16 protein-coding genes and 2 pseudogenes are annotated in these 17551 nt (G+C 55.7%); 2 read left to right on the top strand and 16 right to left on the bottom strand.

The window, feature by feature from the left end:
• Positions 1-71: 71 nt before the first annotated feature.
• The 9 genes and pseudogenes from Q0835_RS09930 to Q0835_RS09890 all read right to left on the bottom strand — a co-directional run.
• A pseudogene (locus Q0835_RS09930) lies at positions 72-536 on the bottom strand (IS3 family transposase); the annotation flags it as partial.
• A gap of 98 nt (positions 537-634) precedes the next feature.
• Positions 635-924: pseudogene (locus Q0835_RS09925) on the bottom strand (transposase); the annotation flags it as partial.
• 106 nt (positions 925-1030) lie between these two features.
• Positions 1031-1957: an SMP-30/gluconolactonase/LRE family protein gene (locus tag Q0835_RS09920; RefSeq protein ID WP_298960740.1), complete on the bottom strand. Its 927-nt coding sequence runs from the start codon at positions 1955-1957 to the stop codon at positions 1031-1033.
• Positions 1957-2700, bottom strand: a complete 744-nt coding sequence (locus tag Q0835_RS09915; protein WP_298960739.1) for a cytochrome b561 domain-containing protein — start codon at positions 2698-2700, stop codon at positions 1957-1959. Before Q0835_RS09915 ends, Q0835_RS09920 begins: the two co-directional genes overlap by 1 nt.
• Positions 2697-3569 (bottom strand): carbohydrate ABC transporter permease, encoded by an 873-nt coding sequence (locus Q0835_RS09910; RefSeq protein ID WP_298822758.1) that lies wholly within the window; start codon positions 3567-3569, stop codon positions 2697-2699. The genes Q0835_RS09915 and Q0835_RS09910 overlap by 4 nt, the downstream gene beginning before the upstream one ends.
• Positions 3569-4492, bottom strand: a complete 924-nt coding sequence (locus Q0835_RS09905; RefSeq protein ID WP_298822759.1) for a sugar ABC transporter permease — start codon at positions 4490-4492, stop codon at positions 3569-3571. The genes Q0835_RS09910 and Q0835_RS09905 overlap by 1 nt, the downstream gene beginning before the upstream one ends.
• Positions 4493-4558: 66 nt before the next feature.
• Positions 4559-5890 (bottom strand): extracellular solute-binding protein, encoded by a 1332-nt coding sequence (locus tag Q0835_RS09900; RefSeq protein ID WP_298960737.1) that lies wholly within the window; start codon positions 5888-5890, stop codon positions 4559-4561.
• Positions 5891-5918: 28 nt separating this feature from the next.
• Entirely contained in the window at positions 5919-7010 is a 1092-nt protein-coding gene (ugpC, locus tag Q0835_RS09895; RefSeq protein ID WP_298960735.1) for a sn-glycerol-3-phosphate ABC transporter ATP-binding protein UgpC, read from the bottom strand.
• A gap of 124 nt (positions 7011-7134) precedes the next feature.
• Entirely contained in the window at positions 7135-8094 is a 960-nt protein-coding gene (locus Q0835_RS09890; RefSeq protein ID WP_298960751.1) for a LacI family DNA-binding transcriptional regulator, read from the bottom strand.
• Here Q0835_RS09890 and Q0835_RS09885 point away from each other — a divergent pair.
• Positions 8012-8269 carry a hypothetical protein gene (locus tag Q0835_RS09885; RefSeq protein ID WP_298822807.1) on the top strand — a complete coding sequence of 86 codons (258 nt, stop codon included), beginning with the start codon at positions 8012-8014 and terminating at the stop codon, positions 8267-8269. The genes Q0835_RS09890 and Q0835_RS09885 overlap by 83 nt on opposite strands.
• 185 nt (positions 8270-8454) lie before the next feature.
• Here the strand turns inward: Q0835_RS09885 and Q0835_RS09880 are convergent, their stop codons facing one another.
• The 6 genes from Q0835_RS09880 to Q0835_RS09855 all read right to left on the bottom strand — a co-directional run bounded on the left by Q0835_RS09880 (position 8455) and on the right by Q0835_RS09855 (position 15297).
• A complete protein-coding gene (locus Q0835_RS09880) occupies positions 8455-9597 on the bottom strand; it encodes a substrate-binding domain-containing protein (RefSeq protein ID WP_298822762.1) in 1143 nt (380 codons plus the stop codon).
• Positions 9598-9634: 37 nt separating this feature from the next.
• Positions 9635-10762, bottom strand: coding sequence for an ABC transporter permease (locus tag Q0835_RS09875; protein ID WP_298822764.1), 1128 nt, complete (start codon positions 10760-10762; stop codon positions 9635-9637).
• A 9-nt stretch (positions 10763-10771) separates the two neighbouring features.
• Positions 10772-11545, bottom strand: a complete 774-nt coding sequence (locus tag Q0835_RS09870) for an ATP-binding cassette domain-containing protein (RefSeq protein ID WP_298960733.1) — start codon at positions 11543-11545, stop codon at positions 10772-10774.
• A 136-nt stretch (positions 11546-11681) separates the two neighbouring features.
• Positions 11682-12731: a substrate-binding domain-containing protein gene (locus Q0835_RS09865; RefSeq protein WP_298822766.1), complete on the bottom strand. Its 1050-nt coding sequence runs from the start codon at positions 12729-12731 to the stop codon at positions 11682-11684.
• 23 nt (positions 12732-12754) lie between these two features.
• Positions 12755-13777, bottom strand: a complete 1023-nt coding sequence (locus Q0835_RS09860; RefSeq protein ID WP_298960731.1) for an ABC transporter permease — start codon at positions 13775-13777, stop codon at positions 12755-12757.
• 11 nt (positions 13778-13788) lie between these two features.
• A complete protein-coding gene (locus tag Q0835_RS09855) occupies positions 13789-15297 on the bottom strand; it encodes a sugar ABC transporter ATP-binding protein (protein ID WP_298822768.1) in 1509 nt (502 codons plus the stop codon).
• A 130-nt stretch (positions 15298-15427) separates the two neighbouring features.
• On the opposite strand from Q0835_RS09855, the gene Q0835_RS09850 reads away from it, so the two are divergent.
• Positions 15428-16453, top strand: a complete 1026-nt coding sequence (locus Q0835_RS09850) for a LacI family DNA-binding transcriptional regulator (RefSeq protein ID WP_298960727.1) — start codon at positions 15428-15430, stop codon at positions 16451-16453.
• 19 nt (positions 16454-16472) lie between these two features.
• Here the strand turns inward: Q0835_RS09850 and Q0835_RS09845 are convergent, their stop codons facing one another.
• Positions 16473-17465 carry a LacI family DNA-binding transcriptional regulator gene (locus Q0835_RS09845; protein ID WP_298960725.1) on the bottom strand — a complete coding sequence of 331 codons (993 nt, stop codon included), beginning with the start codon at positions 17463-17465 and terminating at the stop codon, positions 16473-16475.
• Between the last annotated feature and the right edge of the window lie 86 nt (positions 17466-17551).

Raw genomic sequence — 17551 nt, 5'->3', positions numbered from 1 at the left:
CAAACATGCTGAAAAGCTTCAGCATGACAATGACCTGATGCCAAGTCTGCTAATCATTCCGAATATAGGACGTTGTCAACACGAATGCTCCGGGGCTTTCCTCGGACACACGCAAGACGATCCAGTTCATCAATGACCTGATAGGCTCGGAATTTGGTCCTCGCAGCAGTCGCGAGAGCCTCTCTCGTAAAACAGTCAACAACGGTCAGAATCCGAAACGGTTTACCGTCGAAAAGCTTGTCGGACATGAAATCCATTGCCCAAACATCGTTCATGCCATCTGCTGCGGCGCGACCTGCTCGATAGCGGCATGCCCGACGGCGTTTGGGGCTTCTGGTGCGGATCGACAGGCCTTCTTCGCAATACAGCCGATAAAGGCGCTTGTGGTTTACATGCCAGCCTTCGCGCTTCAGAAGGATGTGCAAACGGCGATAGCCATACCGAACCCGGCTTTCCGCCAAGTCCTTCAGGCGCATCCGCAATTCCACTTCCGGGTCTCGCCTGGAACGATATCGATGGGAAGCCCGCCCAAAGCCCCCTCTCGGCAGATTGCTTCGCATTCGCCTGTCGGGCAATGCACGGCGTCGCAAGCGCGTCGTTCAGACACTTCAAAGACATCCAGATAGTGACTTACAACTTCTCGGCGGCGGACAGGCTTCAGCACTTTTTTCTCAAGGCATCCTGAAGCATGGTCTTGTCCAGCGTCAGATCGGCCACAAGGCGTTTCAGTTTCGAGTTCTCGTCTTCGAGCTGCTTAAGCCGCCGGATCTCGGAAACCCCCATTCCGGCATAAACCTTCTTCCATCGATAGAACGTTGCCTCGGCAATACCCATCTTCCGACAAATCTCGCCAATTGTCGTACCAGATTCCACTTGCCTCAACGCAAACGCGATCTGCTCATCTGAAAACCGTTTCTTCGGCATCGGGACACTCCTCTCTCACTAGAAATGTGCCCAAAAATTCGCAATCAAATCGGACCAGTTTCACGGGTCAAGACCAAAGAGTGAAGTATACGCTTTTCAAGCCCCCTCACACACCAACCCCGTTCACGTTCAGATACACCGAATAAAGCGAACTTGTGCCGGTGATGAACAGGCGGTTGAGTTTGTCGCCGCCGAAGCAGACGTTGGAGACGATTTCTGGGATGTGGATCTTGCCGATGAGGTCACCGTGGGGATTGAGACAGTGGACGCCGTCGGCGGCGGACGTCCAGATGCGGCCGTCTCTGTCGAAGCGGAAGCCATCGAAAAAGCCGTTGGTGCAGTGGGCGAAAACCTCGCCGCCGTGAAGTGTCTTGCCGTTGCTGCCCACCTCGAACTTCCGGATATGCGCCGGTCCGTCTTCCTGGTGGGTGCCGCCCGTGTCGGCGATGAACAGGGACTTTTCATCTGGAGAAAAGGCCAGGCCATTCGGCTTGACGAAGTCGGTGGAAACCGTCTCGACGGTGCCTGTGTCGGGGTCTGCGCGGTAGACGTGGCAGGCCCCGATTTCACTCTCCGCGCGTTCGCCTTCATAGTCCATCAAGATGCCGTAGGACGGATCGGTAAACCATACCGATCCGTCGGATTTCACAACGACATCATTGGGCGAGTTCAACCTTTTGCCGGACCACGCGTCGGCAAGAACTTTGATGGACCCGTCGTGTTCGGTTCGCGTTACGCGCCGGGTCAGGTGTTCACACGAGACAAGGCGGCCTTGCCTATCCGTTGTATTGCCGTTTGAGTTGTTGGACGGCGCGCGAAAGACGGAAACAGAGCCATCGGTTTCGTCCCATCGCATCATCCGGTTGTTCGGAATATCGGACCAGACCAGATAGCGGCCTGCCGGAAACCAGGCAGGGCCTTCGGACCATCTGGCACCGGTCCACAGCCGCTCAACCCTTGCATGACCGATAAAGCAGGCAGCGAACTCAGGTTCGATGACCTCAAATCCGGTTCCTTCAAGCACGCCGAACATTACATATCTCGCTTCTTGCTGTAGGGCCCGATGCTGGAACGAGGTGCTTGCACCTTGTCTTCGAGCCTTGTCATCCGATTGCCCGGGTGAGACGGGTCAGGGCCCCAGATCGCCTGATAGGTGTCGAAGGCCCAGCCTCTTTTTTCAAGGATAAAGGCCACAAAGAGCAAGCCCAACCACCAAAGGGACAGAAAAATCCACATCCATTTGGGGGCATTTGCCTGCCAGAGGCCACTGGCAAAAGCGCCGATCATCAGGATCAATGCGATATAACCCAAGAGCTTGTGATAGGTTTCAAAGAGTTGCCTGCGAAGCGTCATGTCATAGTGGTCACCGCGCAGTGACCCGTCCGCAGCGCGGCTTGTCGGCCCGCCCTTGCTGCCGCGCAGGAGTCCGGAAAGCGCCTGGAAGAGACCCAGCACCAGAACGCTGTACCCGAAGGTGCGGTGCAGAATGGCAGCTCCGGTATTCTGTTCCGATATCAGGATCAGGCCGAGGCCAATGGCGGATAGCACCAGAACCAGGCTTTGCGATATCCAGTGCCAGCGCCACCAGGTCTTGTTGTCCAGTTCCTTCGGCCATTTCTGCCCCGGCAGCACCTTGAAATATCGAGCGGCGATTACCGCCGATGGTGCCAGCACTCCCCAGCCGAGCACCATGGTGCGGGCGTGCCAGGACAAGGCCACTCCCACATCATGGGCCCGGGCCGGGTCCGCCGGGGAGAGCAGCCAGTCCCAGATCATCCCTTGACAGCCCCCGCCGTCATTCCCGTGATGATCTGCTTTGATGCAACGAAGGTAAAAAGGATCGGCGGGATTGCGAGCAACATGCCGGTTGCCATGATCACTCCCCAATTGATGTCATATTCGGTGATCGAGTTCACGATCGTGACCGGCACTGTTCTGGTCGATCTGCCGGACAAGGCATTGGCCAGGAGAAACTCGTTCCAGGCAATCCGGAATGTGAAGATCGCCGCGGCTGCAAGCCCGGGCTGAATGATCGGCAGCACCACCAGGAAAAAAACCTGGAAAGGGTTGGCCCCATCCATGCGGGCAGCCTCTTCAAGCTGGATCGGAACCTGTACGATGAAACTCTGCAGGATCCAGATCACGAAGGGCAGGTTCATGGCCGTATAGATCAAGATGATGCCGGTGTAGGTCTGGTCCAGGCCGAACTGGAACGTCCAGATCCCGAAAACGGGGACCAACAGAACCGCCGGCGGAACCATGCGCATCAATAGGGTGGTCATGGAGACCGTGCCGCGTCCCATGAAGCGGAAGCGCACCAGTGCATAAGCCGCCATGCAGCCGATCACCAGCGTCAGTCCGGTCGAGATCAGGCCGACGATCAAGGAGTTCTTGAGGGCGCGTCCGAAGGTCGGGTCGCAATAGTCCACATGCGCCGGCTCATACCACAACACGTTGCATAATACGGTTTCGTAGTTCTGGATCGTGGGCGTGAAGAAAAACGCGGAAACCGATGCGTCGTAAACGTCGACATTGGTCTTGAACGAGGTTGCCAGCATCAGCGCAATCGGGCCCGCGCTCATGAAGACGAGCGCTGCAATCAGGGCATAAAAGGCAGGATTTCGGGTCTGTGTTTGGGACGCCATCAGTCATCTCCCTTTTCGGCAATCGCCCGTTGCCTGGCAGCGCGCGCTTCCTGCACACGGTTGTAAGCAAACATTCCGATCGTGATGGCCATAAGCAGCATCAGGAGGACATTCGACATGGCCGCGGCTTCGCCGAGTTCCTGAAACTCCTGGGCGGTTCTGAAAATCCTCAGCGCAAGAATTTCAGTTGAAAGACCTGGCCCGCCATTTGTCAGGACCAGAATAACTTCCAGGACCTTGAAGGCATCGATGAGGCGCAGAAGCAGCGTTACGATCAGGACCGGCATCATCAGGGGAAGTTTGATGAGGATGATCTTTTGCCACTCGCTCGCCCCGTCGATCTCGGCAGCCTCCAGCGCGGAACGGGGCAGGGATTGCATGGCGGCAAGAGCAAGAATGAAAATGAAGGGCGTCCATTGCCAGACATCGGCAATGACGACCGCAATGAACGACCACGTGCTGTCAGAAAGCCATGGAATACCTTCCAATCCCATGTCCTTGAGCGTGCGATTGAAGATCCCGACGGTCGGGTGGTACATGTAGCGCCACATGAGACCGACAACGATGGGCGCGATCATCATTGGCAGGATGAAGACCGTGCGCAATACGGCCATTCCGGGGATGTTGCGATCCAGAAGCAGCGCCAGACCGACGCCAAGCGCCATTTCCAACGTCACGACAACTGCAGCAAATCGGATGGTGACCCAGAAACTCTCACGAAAGGCTTCGTCGCTCATCAGATTGATGTAGTTGCGCAATCCGATGAATTCGGCCTGGCCGATCCGTTGGCTGGGGCTCCAGTCCAGAAAACTGGCATAAACCATGTAGCCGATCGGATAGAGCAGCGCGAAGATGAGGATGATCCCGGCAGGCGCCAGAAACAGATAGGGGGTCAGCCTGTTGGCCTTGATCGCAACGCTCATTGCAGATCGCTTTCAATGTCACGATTGAATTGGAGACCCCCACGGCTGGGCCGTGGGGGACACGTTTTACTGGGTCCAGGTGTAGTAGCCGGCCTCATCCATGAGGGCCCGCGTCCGTACCGAGACGCCTTCGAGAGACTCCTGGATCGGGAAGTCGTCGACGATGATCTTGGAAAGCGTGGTGCCAAGGTCAGCGTTGATTTTGCCCCAGACGGGGATAATCGGACGCCAGTCCGGATCGGCATTCTTCAATGCTTCGCCGAAGGTCTCCATATGCGGAAACTTCTCGTTCACCTCAGGATCTGCGTGCGTCGAATAGCGGGACGGATTGCCACCTGCGAGCGCAATCAGTTTGTCGGCCTCTTTCGATGTCAGCCACTGCATCAGCAAGAAGGCCGCATCTTTGTTCGGCGCGTTTTTCGGAATGCCAATGCCGAAACCACCTGTCTGAGAGCCGGCGCGGACACCAACGGGATGCGGAGCCCAGCCAATCTTGCCAACGACCTTTGATTTGTCGGGATTGTTGACCTGACCCGCAAAGACGGTGGAGTCGAGGAACATCGCGGAATTGCCCTGCAGGAACGAAGCTCCGGCCTCGGCAAAGCCGAACGTCTTGGATCCTTCGGCGCCACAATTCACGATTTTCTTCAACGCTTCAGCGGCTTTGACGCCGGCTTCGTTGTCGACGATCGGGTTCCACTCGTCATCGAAGATCCTGCCACCAAGTGGTGCCAGGTGAAGCAGGAAGGCGTGGCTGGCATGGTGACCCGATGCCGCCCGCGAGGCCAGACCGCCCATGCCCGGCTCAAGTTCGGGAATGAGGCAGGCAAGTTCAAGAAGCTCATCATAGGTTTCGGGAACCTTTAGGTCGTGCTTTTCGAAAATGTCCTTCCGGTAGCCGAGAATGGACGTTTCCGATCCGAACGGCAGGCCGAACAAGGAGCCGGTCGGGCCAGGAAGGTATCCCTTTTTGCCGCCCGCGACGCCAATATTTGCGACATATCCATCGATCAGATCTTCGGCGTCGAAGTTAGGATCGGCGAGCTTGGGGTTCATGAAATAGCGTGCAAGATTTTCCAGCTGATCGGCATAGACATAGTCAGCCTTGGAAAAGACGACATAGGCAATCAGGTCATAGTCGCCCTTGTTCTTGGTCAGCTCTAGCGTCTGACGTTCGCGCATTTTCAGATATTGAAGCTGGTCGACTTCAACATTGATGCCTGTTTCCTTGGTGAATTCCGGCAGCACCTTCATCACCGCATCAAAATGCGGGTGAGCTGGAAAATTCACGACGAGTGTTTCACCGCGATGATCCGCGTAAGGGTCTGCGATGACCGAAGTCGCGGCCATGGCCAGCCCGGCGGCAGCGCATACGGTTGTTTTCAGATAACTCAGCATATTACTCCTCCCTTGCAAAATTCTCAGATCACCGAATGGCAACCTCTGTCTCGCGGTCGAACATGTGAATTCCTTCAGTGTTGACCGCAAATCTCAGTGTTTCACCCAGTGCGATAGGTGTTTCCGACTTCAGTTCAACTTCGACATTCTGGTCGCCGCATGCACACAGCAGCACTGATTGCGCGCCGATGTATTCAGAGACGATCACCTTGAGATCGATGGAGCTTTCATCCGGTGCATCCGGGTTGAAATGCAGGTCCGACGGCCGGATACCCAAGGTAAGGGCGCCATCGTTGTGCGCCTTGGCGGCAGCGATTTTGTCTTCCGGCAAGGCGATGTCGAAACCCGCTCCGTGCACAAAAAGGCGGCCGTCGCGTTCCTCGAGGTTCGCATCCAGAAAATTCATGGGAGGGGACCCCAGAAAACCGGCAACGAATTTGTTGACCGGTCGTTTGAAGAGTTCTTCCGGTGTTCCCTGTTGTTGGATGTACCCGCCATGCATGACGACGATCCGATCAGCCAATGTCATGGCCTCAATCTGATCGTGGGTCACATAGATCATGTTCTTACGCACTTTTTGGCGCATGAGTGCCAGTTCGGCACGCATCTGACCGCGAAGCTTGGCGTCCAGGTTCGATAGCGGTTCATCGAAAAGAAACGTGCCGGCATTGCGGGTAAGGGCCCGGCCCATGGCAACTCGCTGCCGTTGTCCGCCTGAAAGTTCTCCCGGCTTTCTATGCAGAAATTTGGTCAGGCCAAGCATGTCCGCAACAGCTCCGACTTTCTCGTCGATCTCGGCTTTGGGCCGTCTTTGCAGTCGCAGTGCAAACGACATGTTCTTGGCGACATTCATGTGCGGATAAAGCGCATAGTCCTGGAAGACCATTGCCAGGTCGCGGGCTTTGGGCTCCAGATGACTGACCGGCTTTTCGTTGATAAAGATTTCGCCGGAGCTAACGGTCTCCAGACCCGCGATCATGCGCAACGTTGTCGACTTGCCACAGCCTGATGGTCCGACGAGAACGGTGAACTCGTTCTCGTGCATTTCCAGATTGATACCGTGCAGGACTTCAAAGTCGCCGTATCGCTTCACCAGATTTTCCAGATGAATACGAGGCATGTTTCCTCCCGAGCCGCCAAACTCTTTTTTGGCACTGTTATGTTACCGGTCACATTAGCAGAAATGTTATCGGTAACAAGGATTTTTTTGACGCAATGAGAAGAATCTTTCTCGAAGAGAGTGCTTAGCAGCTCTGTCGAAAGGCGACGGTCGCCGGCACGTGGATGTGCTGGGGGGAGTTAAGCAACGGATCGCTTGAGGAAAACAGCCGTTTCAAAAGCTTGCCTGTTTCTCGCCCTATCCCTTCCGGGTCGACGACAACTGTCGAAATGCTCGGGGTGGCAAAGCGGGACACCTCGAAATTACCAAATCCCGCAACAGCAATATCGTCGGGGATCCTGTATCCCTGCGACAACAGCCAGCTTTGTGCGCCGAACGCGGCAACGTCTGAAACACAGATCAGGCATTGCGTGTCCGGATGGTCTCGCAGCAACTGCGAAGCAGCAGCTGCGCCACTCTCGATGGAAAGCGGCGGCATGCCGAAACCGATCAGCCTATGACAATCCAGTCCGGCGTCTTCCATGGCAGAGACAAAGCCCATGCGCCGCGCCGCACCACGGGTCCAGTCGTCCTGACTTTCGCCCACAAAGGCGATCCGCTGATATCCTTTTGCGATGACTTGCTCGGTCATTTTCTTGGCGGCTTCAAAGTTGGAAAACCCAACCGTGTGTGCAATCGGACGGTCCGGCTTCTCCCAGATTTCGACAACAGGAACGGCTGCGGTTTTCATCAGGCGCCTGGTCCTGTCGGTGTGGCCGTCATAGGAAAGGACTATGGCTTCTGGCCGACGCCGAAGCATGGTTTCAAGAAGCTCTTCTTCTCTCTCGGCCGAATAAGCTGTGTGGCCGAGCAGGATTTGCAATCCGATTTCCTCAAGCTCCTCGGTGAGCGATTGAACTGTCAGTGCAAAGTGAAGATTGTTGAGGGAAGGCAGAAGAGTTGCGACAAAACCGGACTTCTTGGTTGTCAGGCTACCCGCCATCTGGTCGGGAACATAATTCATGTCCCGTACTATTTTCAAAATATGCGCCCTCGTTTCCGGCGAAACGGGGCTGTCTTTTCGCAGGGCGCGCGAAACGGTCATGCGGGAAACGCCAGCAGCTTTTGCGACATCCCGCATCGTGACCGGACTTGGTTTACCGCTTTGTTCCGTCACCCCTTTGCCTCCAGGTATTTTCAGCACACCGATGCAACTCAATCACATGCTCTGGCACTATCAGGAGAAAAGCCGCCTGAAGGGCGTGTCAGGTGTCCACTGAAAGCGATGGAGGATTGCCCAAATATCGGTGCCACCGCCCAACAGTGGGGCTGGACAAACTGCCTTCCCGACAAAGAGATGGGATGTTATCGATCACATGTGTGAGCGGAAACATCCCACCAGTCAAGTGATATTAAAGGCTCTTATCTTTCCCTAGGCAGGTGTCCAGGGTTGGGTTCAGATCCCTTAGCGCTCAAGCGCACCGATGCCCGAGAAGCGGAAGGCTTCCTGTTGAAGTGCGTCAAGTTCCGCCGCCTCAAGCTGATCATGAGCAACCGTGATCCTGCCAAGGAATACAAGCGGCAGTTCGCCTGCACGATCTTCCAGATCGGCCTTGATGGCTTCAGCAGTTGCGGCACCGACATCGTCGCCCATGCGCATGGGGGTCGCGTCCAATTCTCCGCGGCGAATGGCATCAAGCTCTAGGCCTGTACCACCCCAGCCGGTCGAAAAGACTTCCTTTTCCTTGCCAACTGAGATCTGCGCCTCAACGCTGCCCATCGCCATGGCGGTGTTGGCGTTGTGGATAATGGTTGCTTCCGGATAAGCCTGAAGGATCAGGCTTGTGCCTTCAAAACCGCCTTCACGCTGATATTCACCATAGTGCTCGTAAGCGACTTTCCAGTTGCCTTTTTCCATGACGCAGTCTTTGAAATCACCAGACCGCTGATCGTCGGTGATGCCCGGAATACCCCGGTTCATGGCCATGGTAACATCCGATCCGAGACGCTCCAGCATATAGTCGCACATCACAAGAGCACCTGCTGCCGACGAGAAGTCGAACCACACGTCAGGCTGGTTCTTCAGATCCTTTAGTGGAGTGTGGAATGCCCAGACATAAGTTGTGAAGTCTTCATTCTCGGCCAGTTTGTCTATGTTGTCGGCCTGAATGGCCAGTTCGGACGGGCCGAAGATCACATAGTCATAGATGTCTCCATCCTGAAGCACCTGATTGGCGTAGGTCGACTGAAGCGAGTGTTCAATCTGACGGCTGGCGAACTCGGTGGTGTTGTATTTGATGCCAAGCTCGTCCAGGCGCTTTGTCATAGCCAGAAAGTTTCTTGCCCAGAAGTCGGATGTGTCCGCCGACGGGTAGATCAGCGCGATTTCCACCGGCTTTTCCTGAGACCCGGTAAACGGCACACCTTTTGCGCCGACAACCGCCTGCAGTGCCTCCAGTTTTCCTTCCGCATTCACCTCTCCGGGAACCCAGTAGTCGCGATCGGCGATGCCGGGCAGCTCCTTTAAAGGCAATTTGTCTTCTGCCAGCGCGCTCGTGCCAGATAGCAGCAGGAGAGCGAGTGTGGATTTAAGCAGTTTATTCATCATCTTTTCCTCCCTGTGATGAATGCCGCGGTAAGGGATCTCAACCACTGGCAACGGGTGCGCCGGAAAGCAGAGATCCAATGAGAAGTAGAAGCAACAGTCCTCCACCGATCAGGCCGCACAGCCGCAGCAGCCTGAGGCTTTCCGGCGTCGTCAAACCGGCCACGAAACCTTTGGCCCCGTCACGGTCCTTCTTTTGAAGCCAGGTGTAGAGTGCCACCGACGAAACAATCACAACCCCGGAGGCAACGGACTGCCAAAAGAATTCGATCCTGAGCGTGACCAGGGCGTTGATCATCATCGACAGAAGCAGAACACCTGCCAGTGAACCGAGCATGGAAGCTCGCCCGCCAAAGAGAGACGTTCCGCCAACGACAACAGCCGCAATGACATGAAGGTTGAAATAAGGGGCGGAAGTCGCCTGGATGGCGTTCAACTTGCCTGTCAGCATAACGCCGGCGAGCGCTGCGGAAGCACCCATAAGAACATAGGCATAAATTTTGTAGCGATCGACCGCGATCCCGGTCATTTCAGCTGCTTCCGGGTTGGAGCCGATCGCGACCGTGTAGCGGCCGAAATAGGTTTTCTTCAGCAGCCAGTAGCCAAGCGCCATCGTCAAAAGACCAATGACCACCGGTACCGGAATAAACCCAGGGATCTGTCCCCTGCCGATGTCGGTCATAAGATCCGGAAATCTGGCAAGCACGAGGCCCTTGGCGATGACAAGAGCAAGTCCGCGATAGACAAGATCCATGGCCAATGTACCGATCAGGTCAGGCACCTTGAATTTGGTGATGACCAGACCGTTTATCAGGCCGAACAGGGCTCCGAGCATCAGTGCAAATGCAATCGCGATAGGCGTGGAAAATCCATATTGCTTGATCAGGAACGCCATCACGATGCTCGACAGGGCTGCGATCGAGCCAATGGAAAGGTCGATGCCTCGCTGGGTGATGACGAACGTCATCGCCATCGCCATCGGCATGTAGAGCGCAGCGTCCAAAAGGATCAGGTTCAGGTTCGAAAGCCTGAAATACCGGGCTGGTTCCGCGACGCCCATGAAGAGAAGTATGGCCAAAATCATGACCATCGGGCCGATAATGGCCAGGAACGGTTCGATGCGCTCTGAAAGCTTCATCGGTGTTCCTGGATGAGTGGTTGTTGCCATCTTGGCCTCCTAAGCCGCTTCTTCCGCACCGACGATCAGTCCCAGCACATCCTGTTGGGAACTGTCGGCCACCTTGACCACACCGGCACATTTGCCGCGGCGCTGGACATGGACGCGATCGGCGACTTCAAAAACGTCGTCCAGGGAATGGGAAATCAGAATGACCACCAGTCCCTGTTCTTTCAGTGTCTTGATGAGTTTCAGCGTACGTGCAGTCTCCTGCGGTCCAAGAGCTGCGGTCGGTTCATCCATCACGAGGACCCGAAGGCCCTCGTGATAGACAGCGCGCGCGATGGCCACTGCCTGTCGCTGACCTCCGGACAGGCTTGCCGTGGGAACATCGAGCGAACGCAAACGCACACCTAGACGCTCAAACAGCACGCGCTCCGTTTCGGTGCGCATCTTCTTGTTGTCGAGCGTGGGGATGCCGAGGAACGAACGGGTGAGCTCGTTTCCGAGAAACATGTTCGCGGCTGGATCAAGGTGGTCGGCAAGAGCCAGTGTCTGATAAACCGCATCGATACCCTGATCGATTGCATCGGAGTGACTGTTCATGACGAGTTTTTCCCCGCCAACGAATATTTCGCCCTCGGTCGGTTGATAGACCCCAGTGAGAATTTTGATCAGCGTCGATTTGCCGGCACCGTTGTCGCCGACAATCGCAAGAACTTCGCCTGCGTAAGCGTCCAGGTTGACTTGCGAGAGCGCCTGCACGCCGCCAAATCGCTTGGAGATGTTGCGCATGACGACCAAGGGTTCTGCATCTTTGTTGTCCGAAGACATTGTTCCACCCTGAGTTTTGGACAAATCTTTCCTGCCCGCGGTAGCACCACGGCAAAAAAGACCTTCAGTTATTAGCTTTGCTCGGTTGTCAGCAGGTCGCCTGGCGGCTGCGTCAGGCGACCCGCTTTGTGAGTGCTTACTTGCCCCAGATGGCGGCGTAAGCCTCACGATAAGGCGTATCGGGATCGAAGGAGTTGCTGTCGCCCATCTTCTCAAGCCCTTCTTTGGTCACAAGGGCAGGAGAAGTCACGTAACCGGAACAAGGCTGTCCTTGTACGGCACGGTTCAACTCGTCGACAAGCTGCCAACCCTGCAGGTTGAGCGGTTCAGCAACGGTGATCGTCTGATAGCCGCCGGTCCGAATACGTTGGAAAGCGGCTTCCGAACCGTCTCCGGCAGAGCCCGCCTGCGGCCCGTCAGCTGCGGAAATTCCGGCAGACGTCAGTGCCGGCCCCATGAAATCGAAATAGAGATCATTAATCGCGAGCGCATGGGTCCAGCTGTCTCCGTATTTCTGCAAGAGACTTGTGGTGAGCGGTCCCATACGGGTCGATGTGTCGGCAATTGGGGTGTCGACATATTCCAGAACCTTGCCACCCGCAGCTTCAACGGTCTCCTTCAGCCGGTCAGCCTTGTCGATCGCGATCTGATACGTGGAATCGGTGAAAATGATGACACCGATATCCTTGCCCCCATCGTCGATCGCCCAGTTTGCAGCGACTTCGGAAACGGTCATCGCATCGGTCGAGATATTTGCGAAAATGCCTCCCGGAGCGTCGCAGCCGATCTTCGGACCGGAGTGCCAGGCCACCATTGGAATATCTGCCGTCACGACCCCCTCAAGCGCGGCCTGCTGTTCAACAGCGTCAAAACCGTTGATGACGATCCCGTCGGGCTGAAGTGCCAGCGCTTGACCGATAGCGGCGGTCCGGCCCTGGATAGAGCCAGCGCCGTCCAGGACGCGGACCTCCCAGCCGATCTTGTCGGCTGCCTCTTCAACACCATTGGTCACGCCCAGGATGCCGCCGTTTTTGAGGTCGGCCGCAACCACCACGATGGTTTTGCCATCCGCGCCCGCAGGGCCGCTTGTTGGGCCGTCCCATGCGGTTTCTGCAAATGCAGGCAACACGGAACCGGCAAGCATTGTCGTTGCCAAAATGGTCTTCAGAAAATCACGCTTTTGCATTCTATCCTCCCTTTGCAAAATTCTTATTTTTTCGCAGCGCCTTTGCGGCGTTGCGCATAGCCGGCAATGCCGATTGCGATCAGCAGGGTCACGCCATTGAAGAGTGGCTCAACCCAGAAAGATCCGCCGAACTGCTGGATGCCGGAGATCCCGACAGCCAGGATGGCAACACCGACAACGGTGCCCCAAACATTGACCCGGCCGGGTTTGATGGTTGTCGATCCAAGGAATGCACCGACCAGCGCCGGCAGCAGGAATTCAAGTCCGACACTCGCCTGACCAATCCGAAGCTTTGAGGCCAGCAACACGCCAGCGAGCGCGGTCATCATTCCAGATGCCATGAAGGATCCGATGACGTATTTACGTGTGGGAATGCCGTTCAGCTGCGCAGCACGCTGGTTGGCGCCGATGGCATAAAGGTATCGGCCAATCGGTGTGTATTCGAGCACCAGCCACATGGCGATTGTGATGGCAAGCACGTAAAATCCCGTGATCGGCAGACCGAACACGAACGTTCCGTTCACCGCATAAAACCCTTCCGGCAATACACCGACCACCTGGCGTCCACCTGTATGCCAAAGCGCAATCGCATAGAGAACCGTTCCGGTACCGAGTGTTGCGATGAAACTGTCGATCTTGGCGACTTCCACGAGCAGCCCGTTGAAGAAGCCGGTCATTGCGCCGAGCATCAGAACGATCATGACCGCGGCCGGCCAGGGGATGCCGAACATGGTTTGCAGGCTGATCGCCAGAATATGCCAGAGCACGATGCCATAACCGACCGTCAGGTCGATCCGTCCAGCCGCCATCGGGATCATTGCACCAAGAGACAAAAGCGCGATAATGGCTTTATCGGAGATGATCGCACGCAGGTTCAATAGTGTCGGAAATGTCCGTGGCAAAAGGATCGAAAACAGCAGGATAAGCAACAGGGTCAGGATCACGAGCCCGTAGACGGGCAGGAGCCTGAAAAGCCTGCTGCGCAGGGACAGGCCTTCCATTTCCGCCTTGGTTGGCTCCAGTGCATTGGATTCAAGAGATTGCATGTGTCTTATCCTTAGGCAGCTGCGGCGTTGCTGGCCGAAGCCGCTTGAATCAGGTTTTCCGTGGACAGTTTGGTGCCCGAGAGTTCTTCAACAATCTTGCCCTGACTGAAAACGATGGCGCGATGGCAGATCGTTGCGACTTCTTCAAAATCTGTTGACACAAGCAAAAGCCCGACACCTTCGCGAAGTGCCTTGTTCAATAGCGCATAGATTTCCGCCTTGGCGCCGACATCGACACCGGCTGTCGGATCTTCGCAGATCAGCAGCTTGCGTTTTGTCGCCAGCCACCTTGCAATCACAACCTTTTGCTGGTTGCCGCCTGAAAGTGCTTCAATGGCGAGCGACTGGTCGTTGGGGCTCAGAGCGACTTCCCGGCCGATCGCCTCCGCCATTTTTGTTTCCTTGTCCGGTGACAGGAAAGACAAGAGGCCCCGCCCGGTCGACGCCGGGTTCAAGAACGTGTTCTCGCGAATGGTGAGGGGAAGGGCAACGGATTCCTCGGTGCGGTCGCGGGCGACCAGACCAATGCCGGAATCAAGCGCTGTTTTGGTGTTGCGCAGGTCCGGGGTTCCCTGACCGTTCAGAACAACCTTGCCTTCATGATCTTCCATGCCATAAAGGGCCCTGGCAATCTGCTCGTGTCCCGCGCCGCGCAATCCGACCAGTCCGACCAACTCGTTCTGGTGCAGGGTGAAATCAACCGGACCTGCATTGTGCGTTTTCAGGTTCGCCACGCTGAGGACCGGTTTCCCCGGTGCTTCGGCAAGTTTGCTGACCTGACGGGTCTTTCGCCCGACAATCATGTGAACGAGTTCTTCGGTTGTCGTGTGCTGAATGGCCCGTACGCCAACAAGCACACCGTCTCGAAGAACCGCAACACGGTCGGCGATCTGGAAAATCTCATCCAGCCTGTGGGACACATAGATCATGCCGACACCGCGTTCGCGAAGCGGCCTGAGTGCATTGAACAGGCGGTTGACCTCATCTGCCGGAAGTGAAGCGGTCGGTTCGTCCAGAACAAGGAAATCACAATCGACCGCAAGGGCACGGGCAATCGCCACTAGGGACTTCTCCGTTCTGGAAAGGTCCTGCACCCGGGTTGTTGGATCGAAATCGCAACCGACTTTCTTAAGGGCTTCAGCAGCGAAATTTTCTGCGTTGCCCCAATTGATCAGACCGAGTTTTTTGGAAAAGCCAAGCGCAAGAGACATGTTCTCGGCAACTGTCATCCACTCGATCATGCCCAGATCCTGGTGGATGAAGGCGACAGATTGGCGTTGTCCGAAACCACCCGGGCGATGCTCGTAAGGCTCGCCGTCAATCAAAACGCGCCCTGCGTCGGGTTTGTGAATGCCACCGAGGATCTTGATGAGTGTTGATTTGCCGGCACCATTCTCGCCCAAAAGCGCGACGATTTCACCCCGGTCGACAGCAAGTGAAACGTCCCGAACGGCGTAGGTCCCGCCGAAATGCTTTTGGATGCCGTCAAAGAACAGCCGGTTTTGTAAACTGCCTGGCACTATCTTCCTCCCGCCGCGACCGGACTGTGCATCTTCTCCCAAGACAGACATTGAGTTACCGGTAACGTGGCATTATCATTGACTCGTCATATAGTGAAGTCAATCAAAAAAGTTACCGGTAACTTAAATTTTGCCAGAGCAGAAAATTTCCAGCAAAAACAATAAAGTAAGCCTTGCCGAAGTCGCCAGAGCGGCAGGTGTATCCAAGATGACTGCCAGTCGTGTCCTCAGAGATGAAGGTGGTTTTTCCGAAAAGACACGCGTCAAGGTTTTGGCGGAAGTCGAGCGGCTCGGGTATCTGCCCAACAGACTGGCGACCGTCTTTGCCGGTGACAAAAAATCGACCTTTATCGGAGTGAGCATTCCCGACCTGGGCAACGAGGTATTCACACACGTTCTGGAAGGAATCGACCGGAAACTGGTGAGCTTCAATCATCAGACTGTTCTGGGCATGACGCAGCATGTTTTGGCCGAGGAGGAAAGCTGGGTTGAGACTGTGTTGTCTTGGCAGCCGGCAGGTCTGATTCTGACCGGCCGGGCCCATACGCCAAGAGCCTTGCAACTGCTCGCCGGGGCCGGTGTGCCGCTTGTCGAAATCTGGGATCTGAATTCAAGTCCGATCGACATGTGCGTCGGCCTGAACCACTTTGACAGCGGTTATGATATGGGCCGTTTTCTGTTGTCCAAGGGCTATCAGCGTTTCGGGTATGTGGGCACGTCTCACGACACGGCGAATGCCGCGACAGCGCGGCTTCACGGGTATGCGAAAGCTATCGAAGATGGCGGTGGCCGCCTGACAAAACAGCTGTGCCTGAACGACATTCCCGGGTTTTACCCCGGCTATTATGGAACGGAGCAGCTTCTGTCTGCGGACCCGTCTGTAGAGGTTGTTTTCTTTCAGAACGACAATATGGCGGTGGGTGCGGTCCAATTCTGCGAGGCACAGAAAATCTCCATACCGGGGGACCTTGGAATTGCGGGTTGGGGCGAATTGCCGATTGCCTCTGTCTTGCCGTATCGGCTGACGACGGTTCAGGTTAATCACCTCCGCATCGGACAGCTCGCTGCTGAAAAACTGCTCTTGCGGATCAATGGCGACCTGCTCGAGCCCGTCTCTGATGTCGGATTCACGCTTGTCGCAGGCGATACGGTTTGATGTTGCGTGAACTGGCTGACTAGGTGGTGTTGCCTAAATCCAGCGTAACAGGGCAAAGAGTGCGGCTTGTCGGCAATTGGCCGCCGATGTTTTCAAGAATGGTTTTCGCAACTGTCTGCCCGAGCGCGTGACCATTTGTGCTGATTGTTGTCAGTCTTGTGTTGATCGTCTGTTCTCTCGATGTTCCGTTGAAGCCCATAACCCGAACATCTTCAGGCACTCGAAGGCCTGCCTTTAGGAGGAATCTCAATCCTCCGATAGCCATTGCATCATTCAGATAAAAAATCCCATCGACTTGCAATCCGTCTTCAAGAAGGCGGTGTGTTAGAAGCTCTCCACTCTCTGCCTGACGCGGAAGGTCGGGTTCCGTTAGAACGCGCGTTTCCGCACCGGCTGCCGTCATGTCACCTATGAAACTTTCCATGCGCCGGGATGCACAAATGTCTTTATGGGTTTCCGCTCCTATGTAAGCGACCTTGCGTAGCCCAAGCTCCAGGAAGTGACTTGCCGCAATTTTTCCTGCTTCAATATGCGATGGGCCGACAGTGGCCTGTCCCTGCGGATCATCTCCATCCCAGATTTGAATGTGAGGAACACCGAACCGCTGAAGCAGCATTTTTGTGCGCTGGGTGGAGGCGATACCTCCGCTGCGTACCAGAAACGCCGGTCGCAAGCTTAGAAGTTCTTGGATCTGGCGTTCTTCCACCTCGGGATCCATGAGACTTTCCGCAATAAAGATTGAGAGCGAAGCCTGATCCAGGAGGCTATGCAGGCTGCTTATGATCTCGGCGTATACCGTGTCAGCTATCGAAGGGATCAGCACCGCAACCAACATGCTCTTGCGGGCACTGAGCGAGCCTGCGAGCCGATTCGGCACATAGCCAAGCTTGTCAGCGGCTTCGAAAACGCGTGTTCGTGTCTGCTTGGAGATAGCGCCGGTACCCCGCAATACCTTCGAAACAGTCATGGTGCTGACATTCGCCAATTTGGCAACGTCCTCGAGCGTGACCATATTTTTCCTCCAGCCCAGGTGCCCATCCTCAGTGTGACAAAATAACTGTCTTGGTCGAGTTGACAATCCATTTTGTTATCGATAAC

Source organism: uncultured Roseibium sp. (assembly GCF_947499295.1).
In the GTDB taxonomy this organism is placed as follows: domain Bacteria; phylum Pseudomonadota; class Alphaproteobacteria; order Rhizobiales; family Stappiaceae; genus Roseibium.
The sequence above is the reverse complement of the archived record's forward strand: the minus strand, read 5'-3'. Positions and strand labels throughout refer to the sequence as shown.

What these genes read in the sequence shown, in the direction of transcription:
- Q0835_RS09920 (WP_298960740.1), bottom strand. Translation starts at nt 1,957, where the DNA reads ATGTTCGGCGTGCTTGAAGGAACCGGATTTGAGGTCATCGAACCTGAG.
- Q0835_RS09885 (WP_298822807.1), top strand. Translation starts at nt 8,012, where the DNA reads ATGTCCCGTACTATTTTCAAAATATGCGCCCTCGTTTCCGGCGAAACG.
- Q0835_RS09910 (WP_298822758.1), bottom strand. Translation starts at nt 3,569, where the DNA reads ATGGCGTCCCAAACACAGACCCGAAATCCTGCCTTTTATGCCCTGATT.
- Q0835_RS09915 (WP_298960739.1), bottom strand. Translation starts at nt 2,700, where the DNA reads ATGATCTGGGACTGGCTGCTCTCCCCGGCGGACCCGGCCCGGGCCCAT.
- Q0835_RS09890 (WP_298960751.1), bottom strand. Translation starts at nt 8,094, where the DNA reads ATGACCGTTTCGCGCGCCCTGCGAAAAGACAGCCCCGTTTCGCCGGAA.
- ugpC (WP_298960735.1), bottom strand. Translation starts at nt 7,010, where the DNA reads ATGCCTCGTATTCATCTGGAAAATCTGGTGAAGCGATACGGCGACTTT.
- Q0835_RS09870 (WP_298960733.1), bottom strand. Translation starts at nt 11,545, where the DNA reads ATGTCTTCGGACAACAAAGATGCAGAACCCTTGGTCGTCATGCGCAAC.
- Q0835_RS09880 (WP_298822762.1), bottom strand. Translation starts at nt 9,597, where the DNA reads ATGATGAATAAACTGCTTAAATCCACACTCGCTCTCCTGCTGCTATCT.
- Q0835_RS09865 (WP_298822766.1), bottom strand. Translation starts at nt 12,731, where the DNA reads ATGCAAAAGCGTGATTTTCTGAAGACCATTTTGGCAACGACAATGCTT.
- Q0835_RS09875 (WP_298822764.1), bottom strand. Translation starts at nt 10,762, where the DNA reads ATGGCAACAACCACTCATCCAGGAACACCGATGAAGCTTTCAGAGCGC.
- Q0835_RS09900 (WP_298960737.1), bottom strand. Translation starts at nt 5,890, where the DNA reads ATGCTGAGTTATCTGAAAACAACCGTATGCGCTGCCGCCGGGCTGGCC.
- Q0835_RS09905 (WP_298822759.1), bottom strand. Translation starts at nt 4,492, where the DNA reads ATGAGCGTTGCGATCAAGGCCAACAGGCTGACCCCCTATCTGTTTCTG.
- Q0835_RS09845 (WP_298960725.1), bottom strand. Translation starts at nt 17,465, where the DNA reads ATGGTCACGCTCGAGGACGTTGCCAAATTGGCGAATGTCAGCACCATG.
- Q0835_RS09860 (WP_298960731.1), bottom strand. Translation starts at nt 13,777, where the DNA reads ATGCAATCTCTTGAATCCAATGCACTGGAGCCAACCAAGGCGGAAATG.